Annotated in this window: 32 protein-coding genes; 4 read left to right on the forward strand and 28 right to left on the reverse strand. The window is 49.9% G+C overall.

The window, feature by feature from the left end:
• Positions 1 to 123: 123 nt before the first annotated feature.
• Together JCM14467_RS03580 and JCM14467_RS03585 are read right to left on the reverse strand one after the other, a co-directional pair.
• Positions 124 to 1,515, reverse strand: coding sequence for a hypothetical protein (locus JCM14467_RS03580; protein WP_054849168.1), 1,392 nt, complete (start codon positions 1,513 to 1,515; stop codon positions 124 to 126).
• 155 nt (positions 1,516 to 1,670) lie between these two features.
• Positions 1,671 to 2,009: a hypothetical protein gene (locus JCM14467_RS03585; RefSeq protein WP_054849169.1), complete on the reverse strand. Its 339-nt coding sequence runs from the start codon at positions 2,007 to 2,009 to the stop codon at positions 1,671 to 1,673.
• Between the two features lie 113 nt (positions 2,010 to 2,122).
• On the opposite strand from JCM14467_RS03585, the gene JCM14467_RS03590 reads away from it, so the two are divergent.
• A complete protein-coding gene (locus JCM14467_RS03590; RefSeq protein ID WP_054849170.1) occupies positions 2,123 to 2,446 on the forward strand; it encodes an AbrB/MazE/SpoVT family DNA-binding domain-containing protein in 324 nt (107 codons plus the stop codon).
• Between the two features lie 149 nt (positions 2,447 to 2,595).
• Here JCM14467_RS03590 and JCM14467_RS03595 read toward each other — a convergent pair whose 3' ends face one another.
• From JCM14467_RS03595 to JCM14467_RS03640, 11 genes are all read right to left on the reverse strand, one after another.
• Positions 2,596 to 3,081, reverse strand: a complete 486-nt coding sequence (locus tag JCM14467_RS03595) for a hypothetical protein (protein WP_252900594.1) — start codon at positions 3,079 to 3,081, stop codon at positions 2,596 to 2,598.
• Between the two features lie 172 nt (positions 3,082 to 3,253).
• Positions 3,254 to 4,504 (reverse strand): ATP-binding protein, encoded by a 1,251-nt coding sequence (locus JCM14467_RS03600; protein ID WP_054849172.1) that lies wholly within the window; start codon positions 4,502 to 4,504, stop codon positions 3,254 to 3,256.
• A complete protein-coding gene (locus JCM14467_RS03605) occupies positions 4,482 to 4,958 on the reverse strand; it encodes a hypothetical protein (protein ID WP_054849173.1) in 477 nt (158 codons plus the stop codon). The genes JCM14467_RS03600 and JCM14467_RS03605 overlap by 23 nt, the downstream gene beginning before the upstream one ends.
• Before the next feature lie 50 nt (positions 4,959 to 5,008).
• The gene (locus tag JCM14467_RS03610; RefSeq protein WP_054849174.1) at positions 5,009 to 5,224 is read right to left on the reverse strand and encodes a hypothetical protein; all 216 of its coding nucleotides are present in this window, start codon (positions 5,222 to 5,224) and stop codon (positions 5,009 to 5,011) included.
• Positions 5,224 to 5,355 (reverse strand): hypothetical protein, encoded by a 132-nt coding sequence (locus tag JCM14467_RS19335; RefSeq protein WP_256359198.1) that lies wholly within the window; start codon positions 5,353 to 5,355, stop codon positions 5,224 to 5,226. The genes JCM14467_RS03610 and JCM14467_RS19335 overlap by 1 nt, the downstream gene beginning before the upstream one ends.
• 32 nt (positions 5,356 to 5,387) lie before the next feature.
• Entirely contained in the window at positions 5,388 to 5,834 is a 447-nt protein-coding gene (locus JCM14467_RS03615; RefSeq protein ID WP_054849175.1) for a hypothetical protein, read from the reverse strand.
• Between the two features lie 3 nt (positions 5,835 to 5,837).
• Positions 5,838 to 6,083 (reverse strand): hypothetical protein, encoded by a 246-nt coding sequence (locus tag JCM14467_RS03620; RefSeq protein WP_054849176.1) that lies wholly within the window; start codon positions 6,081 to 6,083, stop codon positions 5,838 to 5,840.
• Positions 6,014 to 6,520: a hypothetical protein gene (locus JCM14467_RS03625; protein ID WP_054849177.1), complete on the reverse strand. Its 507-nt coding sequence runs from the start codon at positions 6,518 to 6,520 to the stop codon at positions 6,014 to 6,016. Before JCM14467_RS03625 ends, JCM14467_RS03620 begins: the two co-directional genes overlap by 70 nt.
• Before the next feature lie 50 nt (positions 6,521 to 6,570).
• Positions 6,571 to 8,166, reverse strand: coding sequence for a hypothetical protein (locus JCM14467_RS03630; RefSeq protein ID WP_054849178.1), 1,596 nt, complete (start codon positions 8,164 to 8,166; stop codon positions 6,571 to 6,573).
• Between the two features lie 17 nt (positions 8,167 to 8,183).
• Positions 8,184 to 9,014 carry a hypothetical protein gene (locus JCM14467_RS03635; RefSeq protein ID WP_252900595.1) on the reverse strand — a complete coding sequence of 277 codons (831 nt, stop codon included), beginning with the start codon at positions 9,012 to 9,014 and terminating at the stop codon, positions 8,184 to 8,186.
• Positions 9,011 to 11,083 carry a hypothetical protein gene (locus JCM14467_RS03640; RefSeq protein ID WP_252900596.1) on the reverse strand — a complete coding sequence of 691 codons (2,073 nt, stop codon included), beginning with the start codon at positions 11,081 to 11,083 and terminating at the stop codon, positions 9,011 to 9,013. Before JCM14467_RS03640 ends, JCM14467_RS03635 begins: the two co-directional genes overlap by 4 nt.
• Before the next feature lie 79 nt (positions 11,084 to 11,162).
• On the opposite strand from JCM14467_RS03640, the gene JCM14467_RS03645 reads away from it, so the two are divergent.
• A complete protein-coding gene (locus tag JCM14467_RS03645; protein WP_054849181.1) occupies positions 11,163 to 11,657 on the forward strand; it encodes a DUF1286 domain-containing protein in 495 nt (164 codons plus the stop codon).
• On the opposite strand, the gene JCM14467_RS15455 is transcribed toward JCM14467_RS03645, so the two are convergent.
• The 14 genes from JCM14467_RS15455 to JCM14467_RS03695 all read right to left on the reverse strand — a co-directional run bounded on the left by JCM14467_RS15455 (position 11,629) and on the right by JCM14467_RS03695 (position 20,647).
• Positions 11,629 to 12,777: an ATP-binding protein gene (locus tag JCM14467_RS15455; RefSeq protein WP_252900597.1), complete on the reverse strand. Its 1,149-nt coding sequence runs from the start codon at positions 12,775 to 12,777 to the stop codon at positions 11,629 to 11,631. The two genes, JCM14467_RS03645 and JCM14467_RS15455, sit on opposite strands and share 29 nt — an antisense overlap.
• Positions 12,777 to 13,685 (reverse strand): hypothetical protein, encoded by a 909-nt coding sequence (locus JCM14467_RS15460; RefSeq protein WP_252900598.1) that lies wholly within the window; start codon positions 13,683 to 13,685, stop codon positions 12,777 to 12,779. Before JCM14467_RS15460 ends, JCM14467_RS15455 begins: the two co-directional genes overlap by 1 nt.
• Before the next feature lie 73 nt (positions 13,686 to 13,758).
• Positions 13,759 to 14,262, reverse strand: a complete 504-nt coding sequence (locus JCM14467_RS03655) for a hypothetical protein (RefSeq protein WP_054849211.1) — start codon at positions 14,260 to 14,262, stop codon at positions 13,759 to 13,761.
• Position 14,263: 1 nt separating this feature from the next.
• Positions 14,264 to 14,638: a hypothetical protein gene (locus tag JCM14467_RS03660; RefSeq protein ID WP_054849182.1), complete on the reverse strand. Its 375-nt coding sequence runs from the start codon at positions 14,636 to 14,638 to the stop codon at positions 14,264 to 14,266.
• A gap of 42 nt (positions 14,639 to 14,680) precedes the next feature.
• A complete protein-coding gene (locus JCM14467_RS03665) occupies positions 14,681 to 15,490 on the reverse strand; it encodes a MinD/ParA family ATP-binding protein (protein WP_054849183.1) in 810 nt (269 codons plus the stop codon).
• 144 nt (positions 15,491 to 15,634) lie between these two features.
• Positions 15,635 to 16,084 carry a hypothetical protein gene (locus JCM14467_RS03670; protein ID WP_252900599.1) on the reverse strand — a complete coding sequence of 150 codons (450 nt, stop codon included), beginning with the start codon at positions 16,082 to 16,084 and terminating at the stop codon, positions 15,635 to 15,637.
• A gap of 78 nt (positions 16,085 to 16,162) precedes the next feature.
• Positions 16,163 to 16,456: a hypothetical protein gene (locus JCM14467_RS15465; protein WP_252900600.1), complete on the reverse strand. Its 294-nt coding sequence runs from the start codon at positions 16,454 to 16,456 to the stop codon at positions 16,163 to 16,165.
• A complete protein-coding gene (locus JCM14467_RS15470; protein ID WP_252900601.1) occupies positions 16,446 to 16,970 on the reverse strand; it encodes a hypothetical protein in 525 nt (174 codons plus the stop codon). The genes JCM14467_RS15465 and JCM14467_RS15470 overlap by 11 nt, the downstream gene beginning before the upstream one ends.
• Before the next feature lie 9 nt (positions 16,971 to 16,979).
• Entirely contained in the window at positions 16,980 to 18,482 is a 1,503-nt protein-coding gene (locus JCM14467_RS03680; RefSeq protein ID WP_054849185.1) for a hypothetical protein, read from the reverse strand.
• 290 nt (positions 18,483 to 18,772) lie between these two features.
• The gene (locus tag JCM14467_RS03685) at positions 18,773 to 19,129 is read right to left on the reverse strand and encodes a hypothetical protein (RefSeq protein WP_252900602.1); all 357 of its coding nucleotides are present in this window, start codon (positions 19,127 to 19,129) and stop codon (positions 18,773 to 18,775) included.
• A gap of 23 nt (positions 19,130 to 19,152) precedes the next feature.
• A complete protein-coding gene (locus JCM14467_RS03690) occupies positions 19,153 to 19,386 on the reverse strand; it encodes a hypothetical protein (protein WP_252900603.1) in 234 nt (77 codons plus the stop codon).
• A complete protein-coding gene (locus tag JCM14467_RS15475) occupies positions 19,359 to 19,523 on the reverse strand; it encodes a hypothetical protein (protein WP_252900604.1) in 165 nt (54 codons plus the stop codon). Before JCM14467_RS15475 ends, JCM14467_RS03690 begins: the two co-directional genes overlap by 28 nt.
• A 147-nt stretch (positions 19,524 to 19,670) precedes the next feature.
• Positions 19,671 to 19,889, reverse strand: a complete 219-nt coding sequence (locus tag JCM14467_RS15480; RefSeq protein ID WP_252900605.1) for a hypothetical protein — start codon at positions 19,887 to 19,889, stop codon at positions 19,671 to 19,673.
• Positions 19,868 to 20,647 carry an ATPase domain-containing protein gene (locus tag JCM14467_RS03695; protein WP_252900606.1) on the reverse strand — a complete coding sequence of 260 codons (780 nt, stop codon included), beginning with the start codon at positions 20,645 to 20,647 and terminating at the stop codon, positions 19,868 to 19,870. The genes JCM14467_RS15480 and JCM14467_RS03695 overlap by 22 nt, the downstream gene beginning before the upstream one ends.
• A 37-nt stretch (positions 20,648 to 20,684) precedes the next feature.
• Between JCM14467_RS03695 and JCM14467_RS15485 the strand changes: the two genes are divergently transcribed.
• Positions 20,685 to 20,834, forward strand: coding sequence for a hypothetical protein (locus JCM14467_RS15485; RefSeq protein WP_252900607.1), 150 nt, complete (start codon positions 20,685 to 20,687; stop codon positions 20,832 to 20,834).
• 30 nt (positions 20,835 to 20,864) lie between these two features.
• On the opposite strand, the gene JCM14467_RS03700 is transcribed toward JCM14467_RS15485, so the two are convergent.
• The gene (locus JCM14467_RS03700; protein WP_054849188.1) at positions 20,865 to 21,239 is read right to left on the reverse strand and encodes a hypothetical protein; all 375 of its coding nucleotides are present in this window, start codon (positions 21,237 to 21,239) and stop codon (positions 20,865 to 20,867) included.
• Between the two features lie 67 nt (positions 21,240 to 21,306).
• Here JCM14467_RS03700 and JCM14467_RS15490 point away from each other — a divergent pair, with 67 nt between their 5' ends.
• Positions 21,307 to 21,453 carry a hypothetical protein gene (locus tag JCM14467_RS15490; RefSeq protein ID WP_252900608.1) on the forward strand — a complete coding sequence of 49 codons (147 nt, stop codon included), beginning with the start codon at positions 21,307 to 21,309 and terminating at the stop codon, positions 21,451 to 21,453.
• Positions 21,454 to 21,563: the final 110 nt, after the last annotated feature.

Consider the following 21,563-nt stretch of genomic DNA (forward strand, 5'->3'; position numbering starts at 1 on the left):
GGCCGGGTGGGGCAGTCAACCTCGGCGGCTCTAATCCTCTTCAGGGCTCCGCGCTAGGATACGTCATCACGGGCCTCATCCCACCCCACCCGGCCAATGCCGGGTGAAGTGGTCAGCCCGCGGCTAATCCTCAACGCATTGAATGCCGTAGTTCATCAGCGTATTGCAGTATTTCCAAAATCGCCTGTCCAGCATTATAATGTCAGGCTCCTCTGGTTGCGGTAGCAACCTACCGATTACCTGCACCGTCTTGGTCACAATCAAATCCGTCTCATTAATGCGTAAACGCCTTAAGACATCAATAGGCAGTAAAGGCACCGTTAATAAAATCGCCCTACGATAGCACGTTAAGCGATACCCTTCGCTGAATTTGCCATAGAAATTCAAAACCAATATCGGCGGTGGTCTCTCGCAGACGTTTACGCCGATTTCGTCCTCGTAAGTAACATCTTCTATGAGTGATACCACATCCTTACTTGACGTTGTGAAAATCACGGTTGGTTCATTATCTAAGTACCTCCTAAGCAGTTTCGCAATTCTTTCCCTGTGGCGGTACTGCAGGTTCTCCAGTGTTACGTCCACGGCATCTTTTGGAATCTTCACTTTAATAATTGTCGACGGCGGCACGCGCACTGATGGTATTGACGATAAGATGGTAGGTGGCAGAGTTGCGCTTACGTAGATAATCCTTTTATTATTAATAGCGCCTAAGTCGCTCATCTGGAGACCCACCAGCTCATCGGATGATGCGTCATAATACGTTATGGCCGAATCGATGAAATCGACGACAGCATCTAAATCAATGTTAATATCCAAGTCCCCGCCCTCTGCAATGTTTAGGATGTTTAGCAGGTTCTCGGATAGAACAACCCTAACGGCCTCGGTATTCTTGCAATCGATACCGCGTATACCTAACTCATCCAACAATATTTCAATGAGTCTTCTAGGCAGCCTAACAATACGCGGCAAGGTCAATGAGTGGGCCTCATCAATGACTATAAAGTCGGCCCATCTGATATACTTTGGTATTCGCCGATAATGCATTAACGCGACAATGTTTCTTTCATTACGCAACATCCTCCTTGTGGCTTCCTCCTGCAATAAGTAAGGACATGAATCAGCGGTCATGGCCACCTCCTTAATCATGCCAAAATCGATGTAATCGCCAAGTCTCCCCATAATACCTTGGTCCTTAACGACATAATTATATCTGCATTGCATACATGCGTTTTTCAGCCTAAAATCAATATTACTAAGACCTAGCAAACATAATTTCTCACGCCCCGCCGTCAGTATGTACTTAACGTTGAAACTCCTCAATGCGGCTGCAGCACTATATTCTGCACTAACTAAACTTGTACCCCATAACCACCTACCGCCAATGCTTTTCGCAACATATGCCAATGTATAACTCTTGCCCCAACCAGTAGGCGCCATTAAACCAACAGCGGCATTACTCTGAAGCAATTGCAATAACCTCTCGGCAACCTCCCTCTGATCACTCCTAAGGGACATAGAACCACCTTGGAGGAGAATACTTTAGGGACCGCCGAGACGTTTGTGGGGGCCGCCGCGCCTTGAATCATCCCCAACCCTCCGCCTGGGCTGGCCCCAGGTGGTTTGGTTGGGGACTCATTACTCCACATTACTGCCCCGGCCATTTTATTAGGCTACCTCGTGATTCGGTCCAAAATCGTGGACTCGGTGCTCCCGTAGATTATCGAGGCTATTATGAGGATTATGAGGATTAGGACGCCGGTAGTCTCCATGGGCGCCGTGCGCATTAGGTAATTAATCAATAGGGCCACGCCAACCCCAACCACCGTGGCCACCATTAAGGCCAGCGCGACGATCCTAACCACCCTACCAGCCCTCCTATCCCTCAACCACTCCCTCATTATGTAACTACGCAACTCCCTCACACTCGTGGGTACGGCAACAATGCCGAGCCTAATCGCCCTAAGCTCAAGGTCCTCATCAAGCCCTCGCGCCTCACCCCTCCTGGGCATACTGAGTATGTGGTTTGTGGGAGTAATATAGTTTTTATAGCAATATTACTAGGTTATAAATGGGTTATAAATATGGGTTTGGCTTTTAACGACATGCACCACGTTTAATTGGTATGGGTGGTGATGGCATTAAGAGGGCTAGGCGTGGTCTCCCGTACATGGCCACGGTCTACGGTAATAACCAGGTATACATACCGTCCAGCCTCATCAAGACATTAGGATTGGCAAACTTTGATTACGCAATGGTAATCATGGAACACGGCGGTAGGGAGGTTACCCTAAGCGTTAAACTACTGAGGGCTAAGCGAACATCGGCCCGACTATTCACCCTACCCAAGAGCGTTAGGGAGGCGTTGGGGATTAAGCAGGGGGACGTTGTGATTATAAAATCCATAACACCGCTAGAGCTAAAACCAGTGAGGCAGAGGCGCTATTAAATCAGCCCTCACCAGTGGCGTCATTAAATGCCCAAACTAGGTGTGGGTTATGTTGAGTGGATTAATGGTTCTATAAGGCAAGTCATTGGGCGCCCTGCGGGGTATTATCGGGGTCTACTGACCAATGCCCTACGCATTGGCAAGGGGCATTACCTCAACTCAACCTTACATGGCACGGCCCCTCCACGTCTCATCGCAAGCCCCTCATCAGCGTTATAGCCCGACTCAAGGAGCACCCTATGTATTGTCGGCGACATCCTACCAGGGCCTGGGCTACCCACGGTACTCGCTATGACGTGCTTAACCGCATGTAGGTAAGCCACATTCCTCACCACACCATCAATACCCTCCGCCTTAATCGGGACCACCCTCGGATCCCCAAGCACTATCCTTAGGAACCTCCTCTGCACCCCATACCTCCTCATGAAGTATAGTACCGAATCAAGGTACCTGGCTGGGTATGCTATGTGCAGTGCGTAGAGGTCCACCCTCCAACCATCCTTAACACCCGCAATAGCCTCCACGTACCTGCCCAGTAGTTCCGCCAGGTCAAGCACGCCCGCCCTAACCTCAGTTATAACTACCCTGCACCCATCAATCACCAGCGAGACTTGGCCGAAGACCGCCCGTGCCACCCAGTATCAACGCCCTCGGCTCCGCATAGAATGCGTACATCCTAAGGGTGGTCGCGCTCATGTCAGCATGATTAATCAATGCTTATTTAAGGCCATCACGGTCTCCCTACGCACTGCCAAACCTCCCAAAGCTCATTCGCATACTTCTTATGAACAAAGCCGCCAGCCCTAATTATGCCGGGCTCGATGCCGACAGCTCGGCGCACTTGGTAAGCGTCGTTGTGTTAGCCCTACGTGGTACTTCGGGATTAACCGTTATGGACACCCTATAGTACGCCTCGCCAAGCTCACGGTAAAGCAGTTGGTTGGTCACGTGGAGGTGTATGCGTGCCGTCAGCGGCTTCCAGTGTGGGGGTGTTGGGAGCTCGCGGATGTTGCTTGGGTCGTAATAGGCATCCCTACCGTAATGCGCCTTGAGGTTTGGTTCGCCAAATATTATGTTCTCAGCCCTCATGTACATTATGGGGAATTCCACGAATAACTTATTCATGTTTATGAACTCGTCAGGAATATCGTTAATCGATTGCGAGATGAGTGCGAAGTACCTATTGTAATTCCTGCCGATCCTCACCGACGCCGTTAACGTGCTCTCGCCAAGCCTGAAGTATAAATGCGCCTCATCTATGACGAATATGATGTTCCTGGCCCCAGCAGCATTTACCGCGGCTAGGAATGATAGCACGTAGAACCAACGCTGTATCGGGCTTAACCAACTCAAGTTAATACCCACAGACCTACCCCTAAGCTCTCCCCTGAATAACCTATTAATCAGTGGGTGTGTTGACCTGAAGACCCAGTGGTCAAAGTAGAGGAGCCTACGCTTTAACCCCCTCGCCGAGTTCACCTCATCCTCCTTAGACAAGGCCCCAGACTCGATATCCTCATCTATTTGCCTTATGACCCTCGATATAGAGACCTCATCCTCTAAAGCCTCGCCTTGCTGCGCACCTTGGCCCTCACGCCCATTTTGCGTGGATTCCCTACTCCTCAGTTTCGACAATGTGCTTATGAAGACCTGCTCCATGGCGGGCGTCATGGCATACGGCAATTTAGGAAACCTCATCGATATAGCCTCCTCAATGACATCCAACACGTCGAGGTCGCCAAGGTGGCTAACTGGGTTGAATGGGTACGGTGCGTGGTAATCCGTAAAGCCCTCGTAATTACCCATTATGTCGAAGACCACCACCGTGTAGCCGCTTGGCACGTTCATTAATGCGTTCTTTATGAGTGTGGACTTGCCCGTGCCTATGGCACCAAAGGTTATTAAGTGCGTCTCATTCATGACCATTAGGTGGAATAGGTAATTAGCCAGGTTGTTTATGATCAACCTTATATCAACCTCACCGGACCCCGCCTGAGGCGTGGGTTTACCCAATGCCCCTACCTGCTGGGTCTTCTCAACCCTCCACCGCATCCCCATCACCTCTTCCATGTCGTATCGTGTTTAAGAGACTCAATGCCCTCATCGTCACCCTCACGGTCATATCGCCTGGATTATATGTTAAGTAACCCCTCGCTATCGCCCTCAGCACGGCCTCCTGACCAACCATATCGCTTAATGCCTTCAGCGTCGCCACACCACCCAGGTCCTTAATCAACGCCTCAACGGTCGTGAGGATACCCTCATCAATGATCGGCTCCCGCGGCTCCGCTAGTGCGTAGGGCCTTATTGGCGCATTCCTCTCCTCAATGAGCCGCCTATTGCTGTTGTTTATGACCTCTATCCTTTTGTTGAAGTTCGACTCAGCGATGCCGTCGACCCTGGGATAACTAATAAACCTCCTCACAACCTCGTCAAACACGAAGACCCTATTAGTATCGAAGACGCTTGAGTGCACGGCAATGTCAACGCCCAGGGCCTTGAGTTGCGCCAAGGCATCCGTTAACCTAGGCCACAGGTCGCTGTAGAACTCGGTGTTTACCCTTAGGGTTGATGCCAGGCTAGGCCGATAAGCGTACTCGTGGGTTCTATCGTTGGTAGTGGGATCGAGTTTAGGGATTTACTAAGTTCACCTGCATTAAAATTATCCATGAACCTCACCGAGGATGGTAAATAACTACACTCCTCAATCACGCCCCTCAAATCCACGGCATGCGTTGCATCGCAGTCAAGCCCCAGCTCACGGAAGACCCTATTCACTAAAGCCCTACCAGCGGGCCCAGCCTTACATTAGGCACACCATCGAGCTGTTTAACCCCCTCAATGAGCTTAAACGTAAGGCCGGCATTAATGCCTACATAATCCGTCCTACCCAGGATCAGCCTAAGCATCAATCACTAGGTTATGGCACTTAAAAGGGGAGTCATGAGAGCAGCCACAGCACGAGGACCTGCACCATCAGTAATAATGCCGTCACCCTCAAAATGCCGGGCACAGGCAATGCCGTGAAGGCATACCACAACCCACCCACCGCGCCCAACCATGCAATTAAACCAATGACCAACCTCCTAAACCTCCTCCTACGCCTAATCGAGATTAGGTGCTCATTAACCCTATCAATGGCCTCCCTCTCCGCAATCTTGGAGGCAACCTCCATTAAGTACGTGCCCAACTCCACATCGAGGCCAAGTCTCACGGCACTACTTAAAAACTCCATAACCCTGGGCAGTGAATCCTCAAGCGTACCCACAACCTCCTGATACACCTCTCCATCCCTAAGGACCTCAGGATACTCCCTCTCCAGCCTCTGTAGTGCCATCATAATTGCATCCATCGCCATGGATCTAACGTCTCTCCCACCCACACCCACCACCTAAATCATGAGGATGTGCATGGCTAGGAGTATCAGCACGCCCACTAGCACAGCCGTTACGGCCATAAGGATTACCGATCTAATGATTAACTGTCTCCTCCTAATGCCCCTCACGTACACCATGAAGGTTAGGTATAACCTCCTGAGAAGGGGCTTATCGAGGCCACCCCACCTAATTAGTGCCGAAATATCACCAGTAACGAGGTCCTTAAAATCCCCAATCCTCCCCTCAACCTCCCTATCCACAACATCATCAAGGTCCTGGTGAGCTCAGCGTACTCCCCATGACTAAGCTCCGCAATGTACGGCTTACCGGACTCCAATATATCGCTAACCATGGCCCTGCCAATACCCTTAAGAACCACCTTCAAATCACCCATGTACCTCTCCCTATACGCCCTAAGATACTCCTCACCAGCCCTCACCAACTTAGCCGTGAGGTCCCTACTGAACTCCTCAATCCTACGCCCAAACTCAGGAGTGCCAACATACTTGGTAAGTTCCCTACTGGCAACCTCCACCTCCATGAGGGCAAGACCCCTTAAGTACTCGTAAAGCTCCTCATAGAGCCTAGGCCCAAGGCCAGGGCTGTATAGGTCATACAGCAGGTGCAATGCACGGTCAAGCGATAACGCAGCCACAAGCCTTAAATCGAAAATGAAGCCCTCCTGACCAGACGACATTCAAAAACCAATTCAAATCATTATTTATTTAAATTTACTAATCATTGAGGTCACGAATTACTCATGAACTGCCTAAAGCCCGAGAGGTTAGCCTCGATGATTGCCAAAGCCTCGAGGTAATTAGCAATTAATAGGCCGACACCGGCATCTAGGTTCCTGAGCCTATCCTCATAATTACTCAGGAAGGTCGTGAAGGCATTTCTCAATCGCTCCATGGCATCCCTAAACACGGCTACCCTAGTGCCCACATCCATATTAGGCGAACTTACCACGGTGAGGACTAGGTCAAGGGCTGACTTAACACTGGCAACACTATTTCTAAGGCTCCTCAACCCCTCAACCTTAGCGGCAATCTCCCTAAGGACAGCCTCCTTATCACGCTGCGGCTTATCGCTATTCATTATTGAATTGGTCTCACTCATCAAATAATCGATTTGATGCTGCAGGAAATTCATGTAATCACCCAACGAATTAGCCATATCCCTGGCGTACCTAACCAACCTATCTAGGACATACCTATCAGCCTGGTCAAGGATATTCACGGCAACCCTGGGCGATGCGTATTCCTGTAGCAACCTACGTAGGTCCTGCTCGCCTATGGACCTAACGCCTATGTATTCGCCAGGCTCGGGGTGCCAAGCCTCCCTGCCCCTAATCACCCTACTCCAGAAGGCCCTTTGAAACTCAGCGGCAACCACATCGTCAGGCCTTGCAACGAAGGCCGCCGCTATGACGTCTCTAGGCACGCCATATGCCTGCTTATCCGCCCCAACAGTGGCTACCTTTCTAAGGATTCCGCGCTCGTATAGAGCCCTAATGGTCCTCAGGGCAACCCTACAATCAACCCCTGAACCATCATTACATATTTCGTAAACTCTACGCCAGTCCACCGCCTCGTTTAAGTCAATACCTAATTCGCTCAAGCGGCTTAGTATTAGTACGAGTGGTTGTGTACGGGCCGTGAAGGACTCACTTACCAGGTTGAAGATCCCCTGAATCCCTCCCCTCGCCAACCTCTCCGTAGCCACTTTAGAATGCGCCGTTGTGATCAAGTGGTACTTAGCAGCGGCATTGGTGAATGAATCACTCATCACGAACTTGGCAATCTTGGGAAGGGCAACCCCAAATGTCTCGCCACCCTTCAATGCCGAGGCGCCCTTTACCAACAGCCCACCCATCTCGTGGATTACATGCCTATACTCCCTATAGTCCTTAGCTAGGCTCTTAAGGGTTCTAACTGGCCTTAACTCCCTCATTAAGTCAGCCATAGCCATTGGCCTCGCCTCATTAACAGCCCTAGCACCAGCAATCTGCAGCGCCTCCCTCCTGTATTCACTAGCCGCATAGGGTGCCAGGGCCCTCGTGAGCTCCCTACCCATGACCCTATTGTATGCCCTAAGATCCTCTGGCGATGCACCACGCTTAATTAATTCATCAATACCGGCGCTGTAGGCCCTGTACCACTCATTAATCACCCTAATAGCCCCTGGGTTACCCCTAAAGTACCTACTTAATTCGTTAATTAAGCCAACACTAATCACACCATCGGCACTCTTAATAGTATTCAACACCCTACCCAGGCCACCCCTAATTCGGTCCCTGGCCTGGATTATAATCTCCCTCTCATTAATGTGTCTCTGAACCAATTCCTTAACGTGAGTACTTAGGTACCAGCATACGCCTTACGAACCAAGTACTCCTCAGCACCTAGGATTTTCGCCAACACACTGAGGTTCTTATTGATGTCGTGGGCACCGCTAATTAAGCCCCTAATACTGGATGTAAACTCCCTAACCGAGCCCAATTCCTTAAACGCCTTACTATGAAGCTGCTGCACATATGGCGCCATGGTGAGGGCTAGAAGCTTCCTACTGGTCGCCGGGGATGGGTCGATTTGGGCCTGGACCATCAACTCAATAAGCCTATTGAATAATCGCTGATTACTACCGGCAAGGTCCTTAACATATTCAGAGGACGCTATTGCATGGACTAACTCACCACGGGCAGCCCTTAAGTCCGCAGCCTTAGCCGTACTCTCCCTAAATGCCGTAACCAACCTAGTAGGTATTACTGGCTTACCACTCGATTTAACCCTGGGGTCGATCCTTACATCGCCTAGGTACCTCAACGGCCTAGGCCTTACCTCCCAAGCCCTAACCAGCCTTTCCCTAAGCGGCCCACCGCCCCTAAGCGCAGCAACTACTCTCTTGATGGCCGCCAGCTTAAGCTCTGACGGATCCCATCTATAAACACCAAGTCTCATGTGGGGTAACAATAATTGATGTAATCGCCCCTCCTCACCAAGAGCCCTAGCCCTTGGGTAGGTCTTAAAGACCCAAGCCGTATAGGCACCAAGTAGGGCAGCCCTAGCCCTTAGGCGATTACCTGATTTAGCATAGTCAGCGGATGCACGCCTAAGCCTTGCCTCAGCCCTTCCCAATGCTGACACCAATGCCGCATTAACCGGATCCCTCAGGTACTCCGAATGCCTCACCACCCACCTCCTAATCCGTGAGATTGCACTAACAACCGCACCATGCGCGCGTGCGAGTGGCCTAATTGCCCTGGCGAACCTTCGATGCCTATTGGCAAACCCAATAATCCTTTGCCCAACCCTTTCACGTAACGTTCCAGCCTCATTCTTAGGGATGCCGAGACTCTCCTGGCAATCCTTCTCATCATCCAATTCACACCGGCAATCCTCATGTAGAGGATTAACGATAGGTCCATGACCACGTTATACATCAACGCCCAAGCAGGGCTGAGAATTGATGGAAAGCCAAGCGCCCACAACCCAGCATCAACCATGCCGAATATTACCCAACCTTCTGCGAGAAGGCTCGGTATGAAGAACCCTATATAATTAAGCAATTCCTTAATGTCAAACCAACCGCTCAATATTTGCTGGGCGCCAACTACTATGGAATTTATTATCCAACTGGTTGATGGCGTAAGGCCCAGTGGTACGTGGGCATACCAGGGATTACTGACAACACCCGTTACAAGTATTACCCCATTAATCGTGACAGTCCTATTGAGGTAATTAATGCAGTTAAGGGCTACCTCCCCCTGGTTATACCCAATTGGTGCGGGTTCAGGCATTGTTATGTTTATTAAACTGCCGCTGCCCGTGATGGCCCTACTTATGTTTATCTCCTGGTTCAGCTTCCCAATAAGCGCCTCCAATGCCTCCTCCTCACTCCCTATATTGACTTCCCTATACAGGTGCGATTGGGCGTAGTCGTAGGTACAGTAGGTGGTGTTACCCACACTGGATAGACTTAAGACCTCAGCCGACGAGGCGAAGTACCAAAGCACCGCGGACGCCGTACCTGGGTAGCAGACCCTATGCACTATGTGCGTCCTTGGGCTTGTGTAATTAATGCAATACTCTGGTGGTACGTTGATTTCGAAGCTTATCATGACCGTATTATTGCCGTTCCTAACCGTGTAGTGGCTTGGCCCACTCACCCACTCCCAAGCCCCCGTATACATAGTCGTCCCATTCAGGGTCGCCGACACCACGTTGAAGGGTGGTGGGCCGAAGCTGATTATCTCGAGATAGGTGGCATTATCGTTATAGTTAGTTGTGGGACTGCAGGGTTCGGCTTTAACCTCACTACTATTGATGTATTTAATGACCACACACTCGTAGCTTGGCCTTATCGAGAGCCATAGAAAGGTTACATTACTTATCCTGGGATAACCAAGAGCGTTAATGGGGGTAAGTGATGGGGTAAAGGCAACGAATGTACTCACTTGATGGAGTACCTGGTTAGGTGCGCCATTGGGTATGCCTTTAATTATTTCATAATTACTCTGGTACAAACCGCCACTTACTAGGTATGGGTACGGCCCATTTAACGCCAAGTAGCCCCAAAGGGTCGCGTTTGTGCTATGCTCCCTAAGCCAGCTCATTATTGCTATGGTGTTGTTTAACAGGCTCTCCTTGGCAATTATGCCAAGGCTATTCGCTGCCAATACCGTGATGAAGAGTATTGTGAGAGTCACGGTAAATATAGCCGTACCTCCATGCCGTGTCTTCTCAGGTATCATGAGGGCTACGGCTATACCCATAATTATTGGAGCCACGGCATACGAGAACCAGGCCAGGTAGGCTATGGTGTGGAGCACCGCAATCATTACCTGCGCAACGTGCACGACAGTCAACGTGAGACCAAGCAGTGCGTCTTCCACGAATCCCATGTTCATGTCCAACAGAACAATCTGCACGGGTATTGCGGCACCGCCTGTCGCTATGGTCTCGGCTATCTGGAGTATCACCATCGCTGTGGCCATGCCCAGGCCAAACGCATTGGCTATTTGAAGGATCAGGGACCAAGTCCCTATCATGCCCTCAACATCCTCGTAGAGTTGGTAATACGTATACGAGCCTGGGGCTAAGTGGAAGAGAGATGGTAGGAAGTAGGCGATTATTAAGGCTAAGCCGATAAATAGTAACCTCCTAACCTCAATACCCCTCCTCAAAACCCCAAAGATTACGACTGATAGGCCCTCTATCAACAGTAAGTGATTTAGCAGCACCTGTAATGCGGACCCCACGTTAATAGCCGTGTAATGATGATAAAAGCATTACACGCCGACTGCACCAAACCTTTTTATCGAATACTAAGGCTTAAACGTGCTGCTCAGGACTCACATAATCTTTAACGCAGGCCTAATGTCGATCATAGCCACCGCACTGACACATAGGCCACTAACATCAATAGCCTTTAGTCTCCTTACCTCAGTGCTCGGGAACATACTCATTGATGGGCTTGGTCATGAGGAAGTAATCCTAGGAAATAGGGTTCTGATTAGAAGAACACCCAGAACTCACACACTGCCTAAGAGCATTGCCTGGGGTTTCCTGCCAGCTCCTCTATTGATTGCCCTGCTTAATCTAACTCATTCATTAACGCTACTCCATGCCTTAACCACCCTACTACCCATTGCCCTAATCAATGGACCAGCCCATATGTTGCTCGACTCCCTAACAGAACATGGAATTTACAGGAGGGTTGGCGGTAAGTGGGTCAGGTACTCCATCGCCCACCTAAGGTCTAACAACCCGCTGATTAATACCGGCTTAACCATGCTCGGCATCCTCATGCTAACCGCCTCATTATCCCTTTAAGTGATGGCTCAAGCTCTATTGCACCAAGTCTCTTAATAGGCCCATTAATCACCAAGGCTTTCGTGGTTAAGCCCCTCATGTGTGGTGGTAGTGCCGTTGTTAGCCACCTAACGTCCTCGCTAGTTAATTGCAGCTCCTGCGCAATAGCCTTGACATATGCGTCGTTACCGCCCAACACGATTATCAAGGGTATGTTCTGCAGAACATCGTTGCTCACCCCAGTGAGTGTCTGTGTTATGAATACTGTGCCCAACCCAAATTTCCTAACGCCCCTAGCCAGTAGTTCGGCTAGCGGTGAATTCAACACGTAGTACGCCTCATCAATCACAAGCAACTGCTGCAGTTGCTCCCCAATGTTCATGCTCATCACATGCGTGTACACGTGATCTGCCGTAACGCCCATTAGGAAGGACATCATGTCAGGACTCGACCTGACCAGGGAGAAGAGGAGCGCCTTATTATCCAACAACTCACTCACCGGCACAATCTCGGCATGCTCCAGATACTCCAGGATTCTCTCAAACGTGAATGAAGCCGTTGGATCATCCACATAATCCACCAAGTATTTCATGGACCTAAAGAGGTCCTTGTAATACCCCTTATCATACAATTCCTTGAGGAATGGGAGGACGGCATCAGACCTAATGCCCAATATCGATAACTCACCCATAAGTCTCTTTATTCGTTCGTTCTTAGTCACCCCATTAAGCTCAAAGAAGTTAAAGAACCTCCTCCTTATGTCTATAGGTTCAATGTTCGGTATCCTTAAGTATTCGCCATGTGGGTCTATTATCATTACCCTAATTCCCGAGTTCATCAACCTATACAGTATTGTCGAGACAGTCCAAGTCTTCCCCATCCCAGTTGGTCCAACAATGAGCATATGCCCACTCGGCAGCGCATCCAAGTCAACCTCCAACTCATTACCCTCCCTATCCCTACCAAGTCTCACCCTGGCCCTTGAATGCTCAACAACCAACCTGCCTCCATGGAATATGGGGATTATCGTAACATCACGGCTTAACTCATTAATCCTTGGGAACTCCCAGAGGTGCATTAGATCACCACTCCACCTCATGACCATATTAACATCGGCAAGCGGCCTATCAGATGCTATCATTACCTTGATGGGTATCTCGGCATTTTGGTCAAGCTATCCATGGCTATACGCCACTTACTCACAGCTGAAAGGGACTTACCCCTCTCCTGAACCACGAATTTATTATACTCCCTCGCAACTAATGCGTGAATCGTGGCCCTAAAGTCCGGGTTGCCGCTTATAATTAACGCATAATTACGGAGTACATTCGCATTGGCAGACGCTATTGACCTCAAATCGCCATCAGAGGGCATTGTGAAAAGCTTTGCCGAGTTAACCAACCTCATCTTAAGGCCCTCAAGCGCCCCTCCCCTAATTACCGAGTAATTACCCAACTCCCTCACCGAGAAGTAGGCTAAACCAACCGCCGGGGCTAAGCCCCATGGGCCAAATACTGCTAGGAGCATGAAGGATGCCAAGGCTAAGAAGATGATGAGCCTCACCTTACCAGGCTCAGTGGGAAAGCCAACTAATCTAGTTAGGTCTCCTCCCTCCAGGGGCCTTATGATGAAGTACTGCATGAGCAAGCTCTCCCTATCCCTAAGCCACTCTGAGAATTCGCCGAGGTCACCCTCACCCTTAACAATCCTCGAGAGCCTTACGTATTTATCATTACCAATACGTATAAACGCAAACGCCTCATTTGATGAGAGGTTAAGTCGCTCAATGAACTCCTCATTTAAGTCCACATACTGCTCACCAGTCATCCTAGAAATGTCATATAGCGGCTCCGCGGCGTAGAACCTATGCATTACCCTGTTCTTCTCATCATAAACGTAATTCTCGCCCAGGGCAAGCCTAGGCGCTAGGTTTGGATATAGGAGCCTTAGGGCAAGCCCTATGAGCCACTCCCTGAAGGATTTACTGAAGAGCAGGAGGAGCAGGGTTACGATTAATGGGTGATAAATGGCTCCAAGTATTAATGCCAAGAGCAGCTGATAAATTGACTATGGTTTTGAAACTAACCATCAGTAGGTGACGGCATAACCACTTAAAAGGATACTAAATCCTCCTTGGAAGCCAGGAAAACCTAATCCCACGCCTCTTCTCGGTCCCCTCAATTATTACCTTAAGGTCATTCGGTGATAACCTAATGCCCTGAGAGATCAATATGCTGGCTAGTTGGTTAAGGTCCACCTTACCAGTCTCTATGTACTCCTTGATCAGTCCATCATCATAGTAAATCGGGTTGTATTGACTAGCCAGAATAATGACGACCTCTATGCTAAGTCCCCTTCCCTGCGCCTCCCTGAGGATCCTATCAATACTGGCCGGTGAGAAGTATAGGGCTAACCTCCTTAGGGCATCGTAGCAGAACGGCCTAAGCCGCGGCGCGCACTTAGGCGCCCACCTCGCGGCAAACTTCTCCGCCTGCCTAATCCCGTAATCACGCACATCCCTAAGCCTTACCTCCTTAAACCGTCTCTCACCAACCTCCTGGTAAGCCCTCCAGAGCTTGTCAAGGAATTTCCTCGTGGATTTACTCGCCTCCTCTTCCTCAATCATTTTACCTATCACCCTGCTGGCATGAACATGTTACTTCAGCCCATTTTCTAAAGGCCTCGGCAAACGTCGTTCCGAGCTTCTCAATAAGTACCGCCCAATCCTCGGGCTTTAACTGCCTCAGGGCCTCTGGGAAGCCCATGTTGTACATGAACACAGCCCTTTGAACGGCATTCCAACTCTTAACCTGGTTTATCATCCTCTCGAACTCAGCATACTCAGCCAGTACGATGGCGTACGGAGACTGCGGTTGCTCCTGGTACGGCGGTTGTTGCAGCGTTGACTGGTCGTTAATCTGCACGGAGGGTGTACTCTGCTCCTTCCCATCCTTACCCCTATTAAGTAGGTCCTCGAGGATGTTTATTGGGCCCCTAACCATCGATAATATTAGGACGACCCATTTAAAAGGCTTGGAATGTAATTAGCCTAGTATTGACCTTACCTGCCTAGTTATTGTCTTAACCACATTATCCACAGCCTTCCTAAACGCGCCCAGTTGACCCTTCGGCTCCAGGAGGATCGCCGGCTTAAGCTTAACCGCCGTTGCGAAGTGCACCTCGGGTACCATGGGCACGGTAATTACGGCACCACCATGTGCGTAATTCCTTATCCTAGCTTCCTGATTATCCACGCCAGGGAATGCCTTGTTAAGTATCACATTGACCACCTTCGAGACCTTAATTGCCAAAACCTTCACGTACTCATCATCAATTTCCCTAAGCACATCCTCAACATCGCTTGAGTACTCCATGACCAAATTAATTATGTGCGACGCCACGAGGACGGGTATTAGGAGGTTCTGGGGCGGCTGCGCTGGTAAATCAACAAGTATCGCCCTCGCCCTGGTTCTCATCGCTATTGCACTAACCATGTAAAGCCACCTATCCAGAATCCTCCTCACACTTACGTCGGTATAAATTACCTGGTAGGACCTATAACGTCCAGGTGGTACCACGAACACGCTATTGGGCAGGTAAGCAGACCTCGCAATTATCTGGTCCACATCGTTAACATCTCCCATTAGGAAGTCGGTGGCGCCGGGAATACTTGAATCAACACCAAGCAACCTGGAGGCCCTGTCCGTACTATCAACGCCTAAATCCACCAACACAACCCTACCACCCAGCGACTGGGGGAGCGCCAACGCCGTATTAACGGCTAGGGTAGTCTTCCCAGTACCACCTCTAGTACCGCTGTAATAAGTCACCTGCACGAAGTTCGGTATAAGCAAGACCCATCACCAATTACTCACGCTCATCACTTTAAAAGCCTCATACGCGGTATCGTACTGTTAAACGTGATCATTACGGGAAGATTATTTCAGACAGGAAAGCTGGAAGTTTTATTTTACAGTACTACGTTATTTTAATCAACGTTAGATGCCAAGACTACCGAGAACTGAGGAGAGGTCTTTACCCAATACAGTAAACATGGCGGCCAATATCTTGCCGGCCACCTCAGCCGCTGCCGTTGGGTTTGGCACCTGCCCAGACATTATTGGGATTGAGAAGAATATTAGGAAGATTATTAGCCAAATAGCTATGGCCGCACCAACTATCTGTTTGAAGTGGTTTATGAGCTCTGTCAAGGCGCTTGTCCTACCCCAGGAAGTGGGGTGGACCATGTGCTCGATGAACCTGAGTATCACCATGAATATGGTAAATAGCAACGCCGCACCACCAATCGTTAACGCGGCTTGAAATCCGGGCACCAATATCATGTTATTTATGTCAGACATGGCCTCGTTCACAGCGTTCGTTATAGAGCTTGTACTTGTCTGAAGCATTACATGCAGTCCAACAGTGAGTAGTATGGAGGTACCCATCAATAGCCTTAGTAGCATGAATTAAAAGGCTTGCGGGGCTAGATGGGTATTATATCCAGTACCTCCTCATTAAACACCCTATAGAGACCGTATGAAGCGGCAAGGTGAGGCTAGGGCTATATCGAGGGTCACATCATACGTCTGCATCACCATTGCATAAGGGTATCCGCTGGTAATAATGAGTTGAGGATTAAGTACGCTGAGTTGATGTATTGGTCTCCTAAGCACGGCCACCGTGTATGCAGTCAGGAGTGGCGCTGCTATGCTAATCACGGTTAGGAAAACGACTATAAACGCCCCAACGCTCCTAGTCTGCTTAATAATCATCAGCCCAATCCCCAGCGGCAACGCCCACCAAACATTATACGCCACAAGACTTAATGCGTACAGAAAGCCCAGATTCACCAGCGTATAGGTAACCATGGTCTGTAAATACCAAGTCGCCTGCTGCGCATACCAGCAACGGGGCTGTCCAGGGAATTGATGATAGGGATATTACAGTTGCCCAGAATGAGGAATAGAATCCAGCTAATTTATAGAAGTAATGCTCGGCCTCCATATAGCTCCATTGAAGGAGTGCCGTGGAGTTGCTCGTTGGAGGTAGATTGGCGGCCAGCGTGGAGTTCCCCACAGGTATCGCCGAGGCTATGTCGTGGGTTATTGTGGGGAGTATCGGGTTCACTATGAGGAGTGCGTAGAGGGCGCCCAGGGTCACAGCGCCTATCAACACGTCCGTAAGCTCATCCATACCCTCACGCCTTATCTCAGGGGTGGGCCCATAGGCGTATTTCAAGTAACCGTGCACAGCAATTAAGGCGGCGCTTCCACCGAAGAAGGACAGTCCCAACACACCCGGCAGGCTAAGTGAGGGTAGTGAGACGCTCACGATAAATCTTTAGACGCCACCTTTTAAGACTTGGGAAACCTCAGCTATATCATCCGCACTCGGCAACCTACTGCAGTCCACACCCGTACCAAAACCCCTTGACCTAAGGGCCTCCCTGATGGGCGCATCCAAGCCCTCATAAACCCTCACTATCAGTTTATTCACCTCATCACACATGGCCGCCAAGTCGCCCCTCCTATAGGCTGTGTACACATTACCCAGAGCCCTCACCAACCCCCTATCTACCATAACCGAGTCTCCCTCCACCATTACTAATCCCTCGAGCAACTCGGCAAGCTCGCCGTAACCAAGCTCACGGGCATACAGGATGAGTAAGTTAATCACGGCGGCGAACTTACCGACCTTATCGGTGGCCTTAGCCAAGGACCTAAGCAGCCTACAATCATCCTTAACGCATGGGATCCTAACTAGGAACTCCCTATCACCCTCAACCTCATTAGGCCCGCCAGACTGCTCAACCTCTACGATTGTCGAGGTTGCCTGCGTGGACGCTGCCTGAGCCAACCGCTGGTCCTGCGCGCTTTCGGTGATACCCGACGTTACCTCCTCAATATACTCAATGGCCCTGTCGAAGAAGCCCTCGTTAATTAAGTCCTCCACTTTAGCGACGATGCCCCTCGCCTCCTCACCCCTACCCTCCCTGACCAAGGTGTTTACGACCTTAGCCAAGCCCTCCAACTTACTGCCACTAATTATGGTTAAGGGCCTCAGATCGTTCATACTCATGTTAAGGGCCCTGGAAATACTTGTCAAGGCGAAACTAGCCTTAACACCAAGCCTATCCTGGGGCTTCCCAACCGACTCCATCGTCTCCAACACGTCATTAGACACGCCAACTAACCTCCTAAGCTCACTCACGAACTCCTCATTAACTATGGACTGAAGGTACCTGTAAATCGTCTTCTCACTAAGGTCGATTATCTCAGTCAATTCCCTAACCACATCGGCTATATCCACCCTCCTCTCCAACCTATCAATGAACCTAATAGCCTCATCCTTAGATTCCCCCGCTAACTCAACGACCTTATACCTGAGGAAGTCCTCTATGAAGCTCATATTAACCTCACTACTCCTCCTACCAATATAGACGATACACAGCAATGCCGCCAACGCCTTAGCTAGGTAAGTCCTCACCCCAAAGTCCCCGAGGTCCCAAACCTCAGCACTAACCCTCCTCAAAACATCACCCTCATAATGATTACGCATGGCCAAGGCAGCCTCAATTAGGCAGGTGGGTGCAAATATAACCGGCTTACCCGCGACTGTACCGACAAGCACGGGCATTAGGAGGCGCTCACCCGACTCCGCCACATCCTCTATGTGCTTCATAGCCACTGCACGCTCCTCATGCGTGTGGCTACAGGGGCAGGGGTGCCAACTCGGTATGGCATAACTAGCGATAATATCCACCAACCTCAAGGCGCGCCTCCTCTGCACCGAAACACCAAGTCTCCCTATCGCCTGGGCAACCTGAGCAGCATCATTAACCATACAGTACAACTAGCGCCTCCCCTTTAAAAGCTGTTTTTCTTTTAGAAAAAACTTTATGCAAAATCCTTTGATAATATGCAAAACTTATTTTTACTTAGAACAATATACCCAGGATCACCGTAGTTCCGTACTACGTTCGTACTACGGTCTCCCCGGGAGACCGTACCACGTTCGAGGATTCGCAACACGAATCCCCGCACCACGAACGTGGATTCCCACAAACCCTCACGTTGCATTATCGTAGTCTTATCTTATGATTTATTGAGATATAAGTATAATTATCCTTATCTTTATCCTTTATTGGGTATCGTTAAGCCCATGATCGACCTTAACTTCTTGAGTATGTAGGCCTTATTCCTACTTCTAATTCTCCTCACCGCTTTCTCATCAACTTGCATGGCTGTATACATCACGGCCATCTCCACAAGTATCTTAACCGAGGTCCCGCCGCCCCTCTTCCTAACCCACCTCCTCAGCATTAGGTAGTTCCCATAGACCTCATCCACGGCTATTCCACCAACACCCCACTTCCTCATTACCTGAGCTATGTAATGCTTAACAAGCCAGGAACAACCGAGGACCTCACTAATGGCATCCTTAATCAACCTCCTCTCCGCCAAGTACCTATTACACCTCACGTCCAACACGCATTCCAAGACCCTCAGAATACTCACAGAGTGCTACGCCACTTCCCCATGACAAGCCTGAGTATGTCCTCAGCCTGACGCCTATGAATTGGAGCATTATACTTCCTGAACACCTCAAGCACGCCATTTACAAGCACCTCCATCACCCTCTCCTCCCCATCATTCACACCATTAATGAACCCACTCCACCTCTCTATGGCGCGGGCCCTAGGATCCCTAACCTTATTAATCATTCCATTATCCGCATCATTGGGCATGTGAACGCGCCGGGCTGGGTAAAGCTCGGTACCCTCCACGAGGTAACAGCCTCAATAACCTCACCAGTCATTAAGTCGACACACAAGCCATCCTCATTAATGATGATTATCCTACCATCACGTGGATCGCCGCTCATTCATATTATTTCATGCACGCTTTAAAAGGTTTTGTTTTTACAAAAATTGACGATAATAACTCAACGTTAAAGCTAAAGGGCATTTACACAACTACGTAATCCCCAGCCAACGTAATAAGGAGTACTTAATTACCATGAAAATAGTAGTTAATGAAGACCGTCATCGCCTATGGTGTATTTTGTTTCGAAGCCTGGTGGTAGGCCAGGGACGTCGAGTGCCCTCAGCACTCCCTCGTTCTTGGCTTTCGAGGCTCGCATCATCAGCCACCTGGCATTCACGGTGTGGGCGAGGACATTCCCGCCGACCGGTAGCTTGACCTCGATGAAGCCCGTCGGAGATGTCATTACTTGATTAGTGTAGACCACCAACACCCCAGCCTAATGGTCAACCTCCTAAGCCAATCAAGCACGTAGTGGAGGCGTTGCTGCCTCTCCGCCAACCTCTCCCTACCACGGAACTGGGCCCTGTAGAGGGCCGTTATCGAGTCCACGATAATGACCCTGGCATTATTGTTAAGGCTTTGGTCTGTTACGCTGGACTTTATCGATGTTTCTAGGTCGTCTACAGTGGCTGGGGTATACACTATTAAGCGCTCATTGATGAACCCATCATAATCAATTCCAAAGCGATTGCATAAATTCTTGATTAATTGCGACGTTAAGTACTGACTCAACGTCCTCTCCGTATCTATGTATATAACCCTAACACCAAGCTGCGCAGCCGCAGCAACAGCCACCTGCAAAGCCATAATAGTCTTACCAGCCCCAAACTCACCAGCAAACTCATGACTAGCACCAAACCTAAGCCCACCAACCGCATTATCGAGACCCTCAACACCCGTCCTAACAACCGGCATCCTACTAACCTCCTCAATAACCTCCCTACCCGTCCTACCCCTAGGACCAAGGCCAAGGAGCTCCCTAACCGTGGCTATCAACCGCCTAGCAGGCTCTGGATCCGAGAGGGACAGCAACTCCACAAGCTCCTCCTCATTAAAGAGGGTCACCTGCGCCAAGGACCTTATGCCCGCAGACCTCAGTCTCTTCACGAACTGCTCAGAGAAGCCGAGCTCCACAAGCCTCGACAATTCATCCTCCCCAGACACCGATTGCCTCCTGGGCATGGAAACCCCCTAGACCACCTGGCACCCAGCACAGCCAATGCCCTATTCAAATAACGCCCAGCGAGGCACGGCCTCGGGTAGTGCCAGAAGGGCTTTCCCCTACCGAACCCCTGGACCTGGACAATACCCACCAGTTGGTGCAACGGCTACCTGGGACTCGATACTCAACACGACGTCAGCCTCATAAGCCCCTCACTAACGGCCCTACCATACATCCTCACAACATTAGGCGCTTGGCAATCCTCTCAATAATCACCGCATAGCCGGAATTAACGAGGGGTATTAAGTTCTCAACCGCATCAGGAGGCCAGAGGAAGGACCTATCCCAACAAAGCTCCCTCCTAACCCTACCAACCAACAACACATCCTCAAGGCCAACACCCACCTCAGGCACATTAACACTCAGCGGCCTCGGGGATGCAATGAACACGGAACCCCTCCTAACCATAGCCACAACACCCAGCGGCACCGGTACTGGACTACTCGAATCAAAGGCATAGACATACACGGGCCTCCTCCTAATCAAACCCTCACTAAGGACCAACATGCCACTAATAACCCAAGCCACCCTTAAAAGGGTGGCAACCACCACGGCCATTAACCAAGGTCTCGAAACTCACGTGTCGACTCACGTGAACTAACGCAGGTGAGGCACGTACGTGAACTCCACAACCCACGCAACGCACGTAACGGGCAAACGCACCGCACATAACGTGACTACCTTATTAACCACCAACACAACAAAGGTTATGAGGTATAGGAGCATCAGCATTAGGGAGGATGTATACAGGTACTCAGGGACTTAGCGAGACTACGCAAAACCTCAATCAGCGACGTAATAACACAACTCCTAAACGAACACGAAACAATCACGGAAATAAAGGAGGCAATCAAACAATGCCTAGAAGGACTAAGC

The organism is Vulcanisaeta sp. JCM 14467 (assembly GCF_001316245.1).
GTDB lineage: Archaea > Thermoproteota > Thermoprotei > Thermoproteales > Thermocladiaceae > Vulcanisaeta.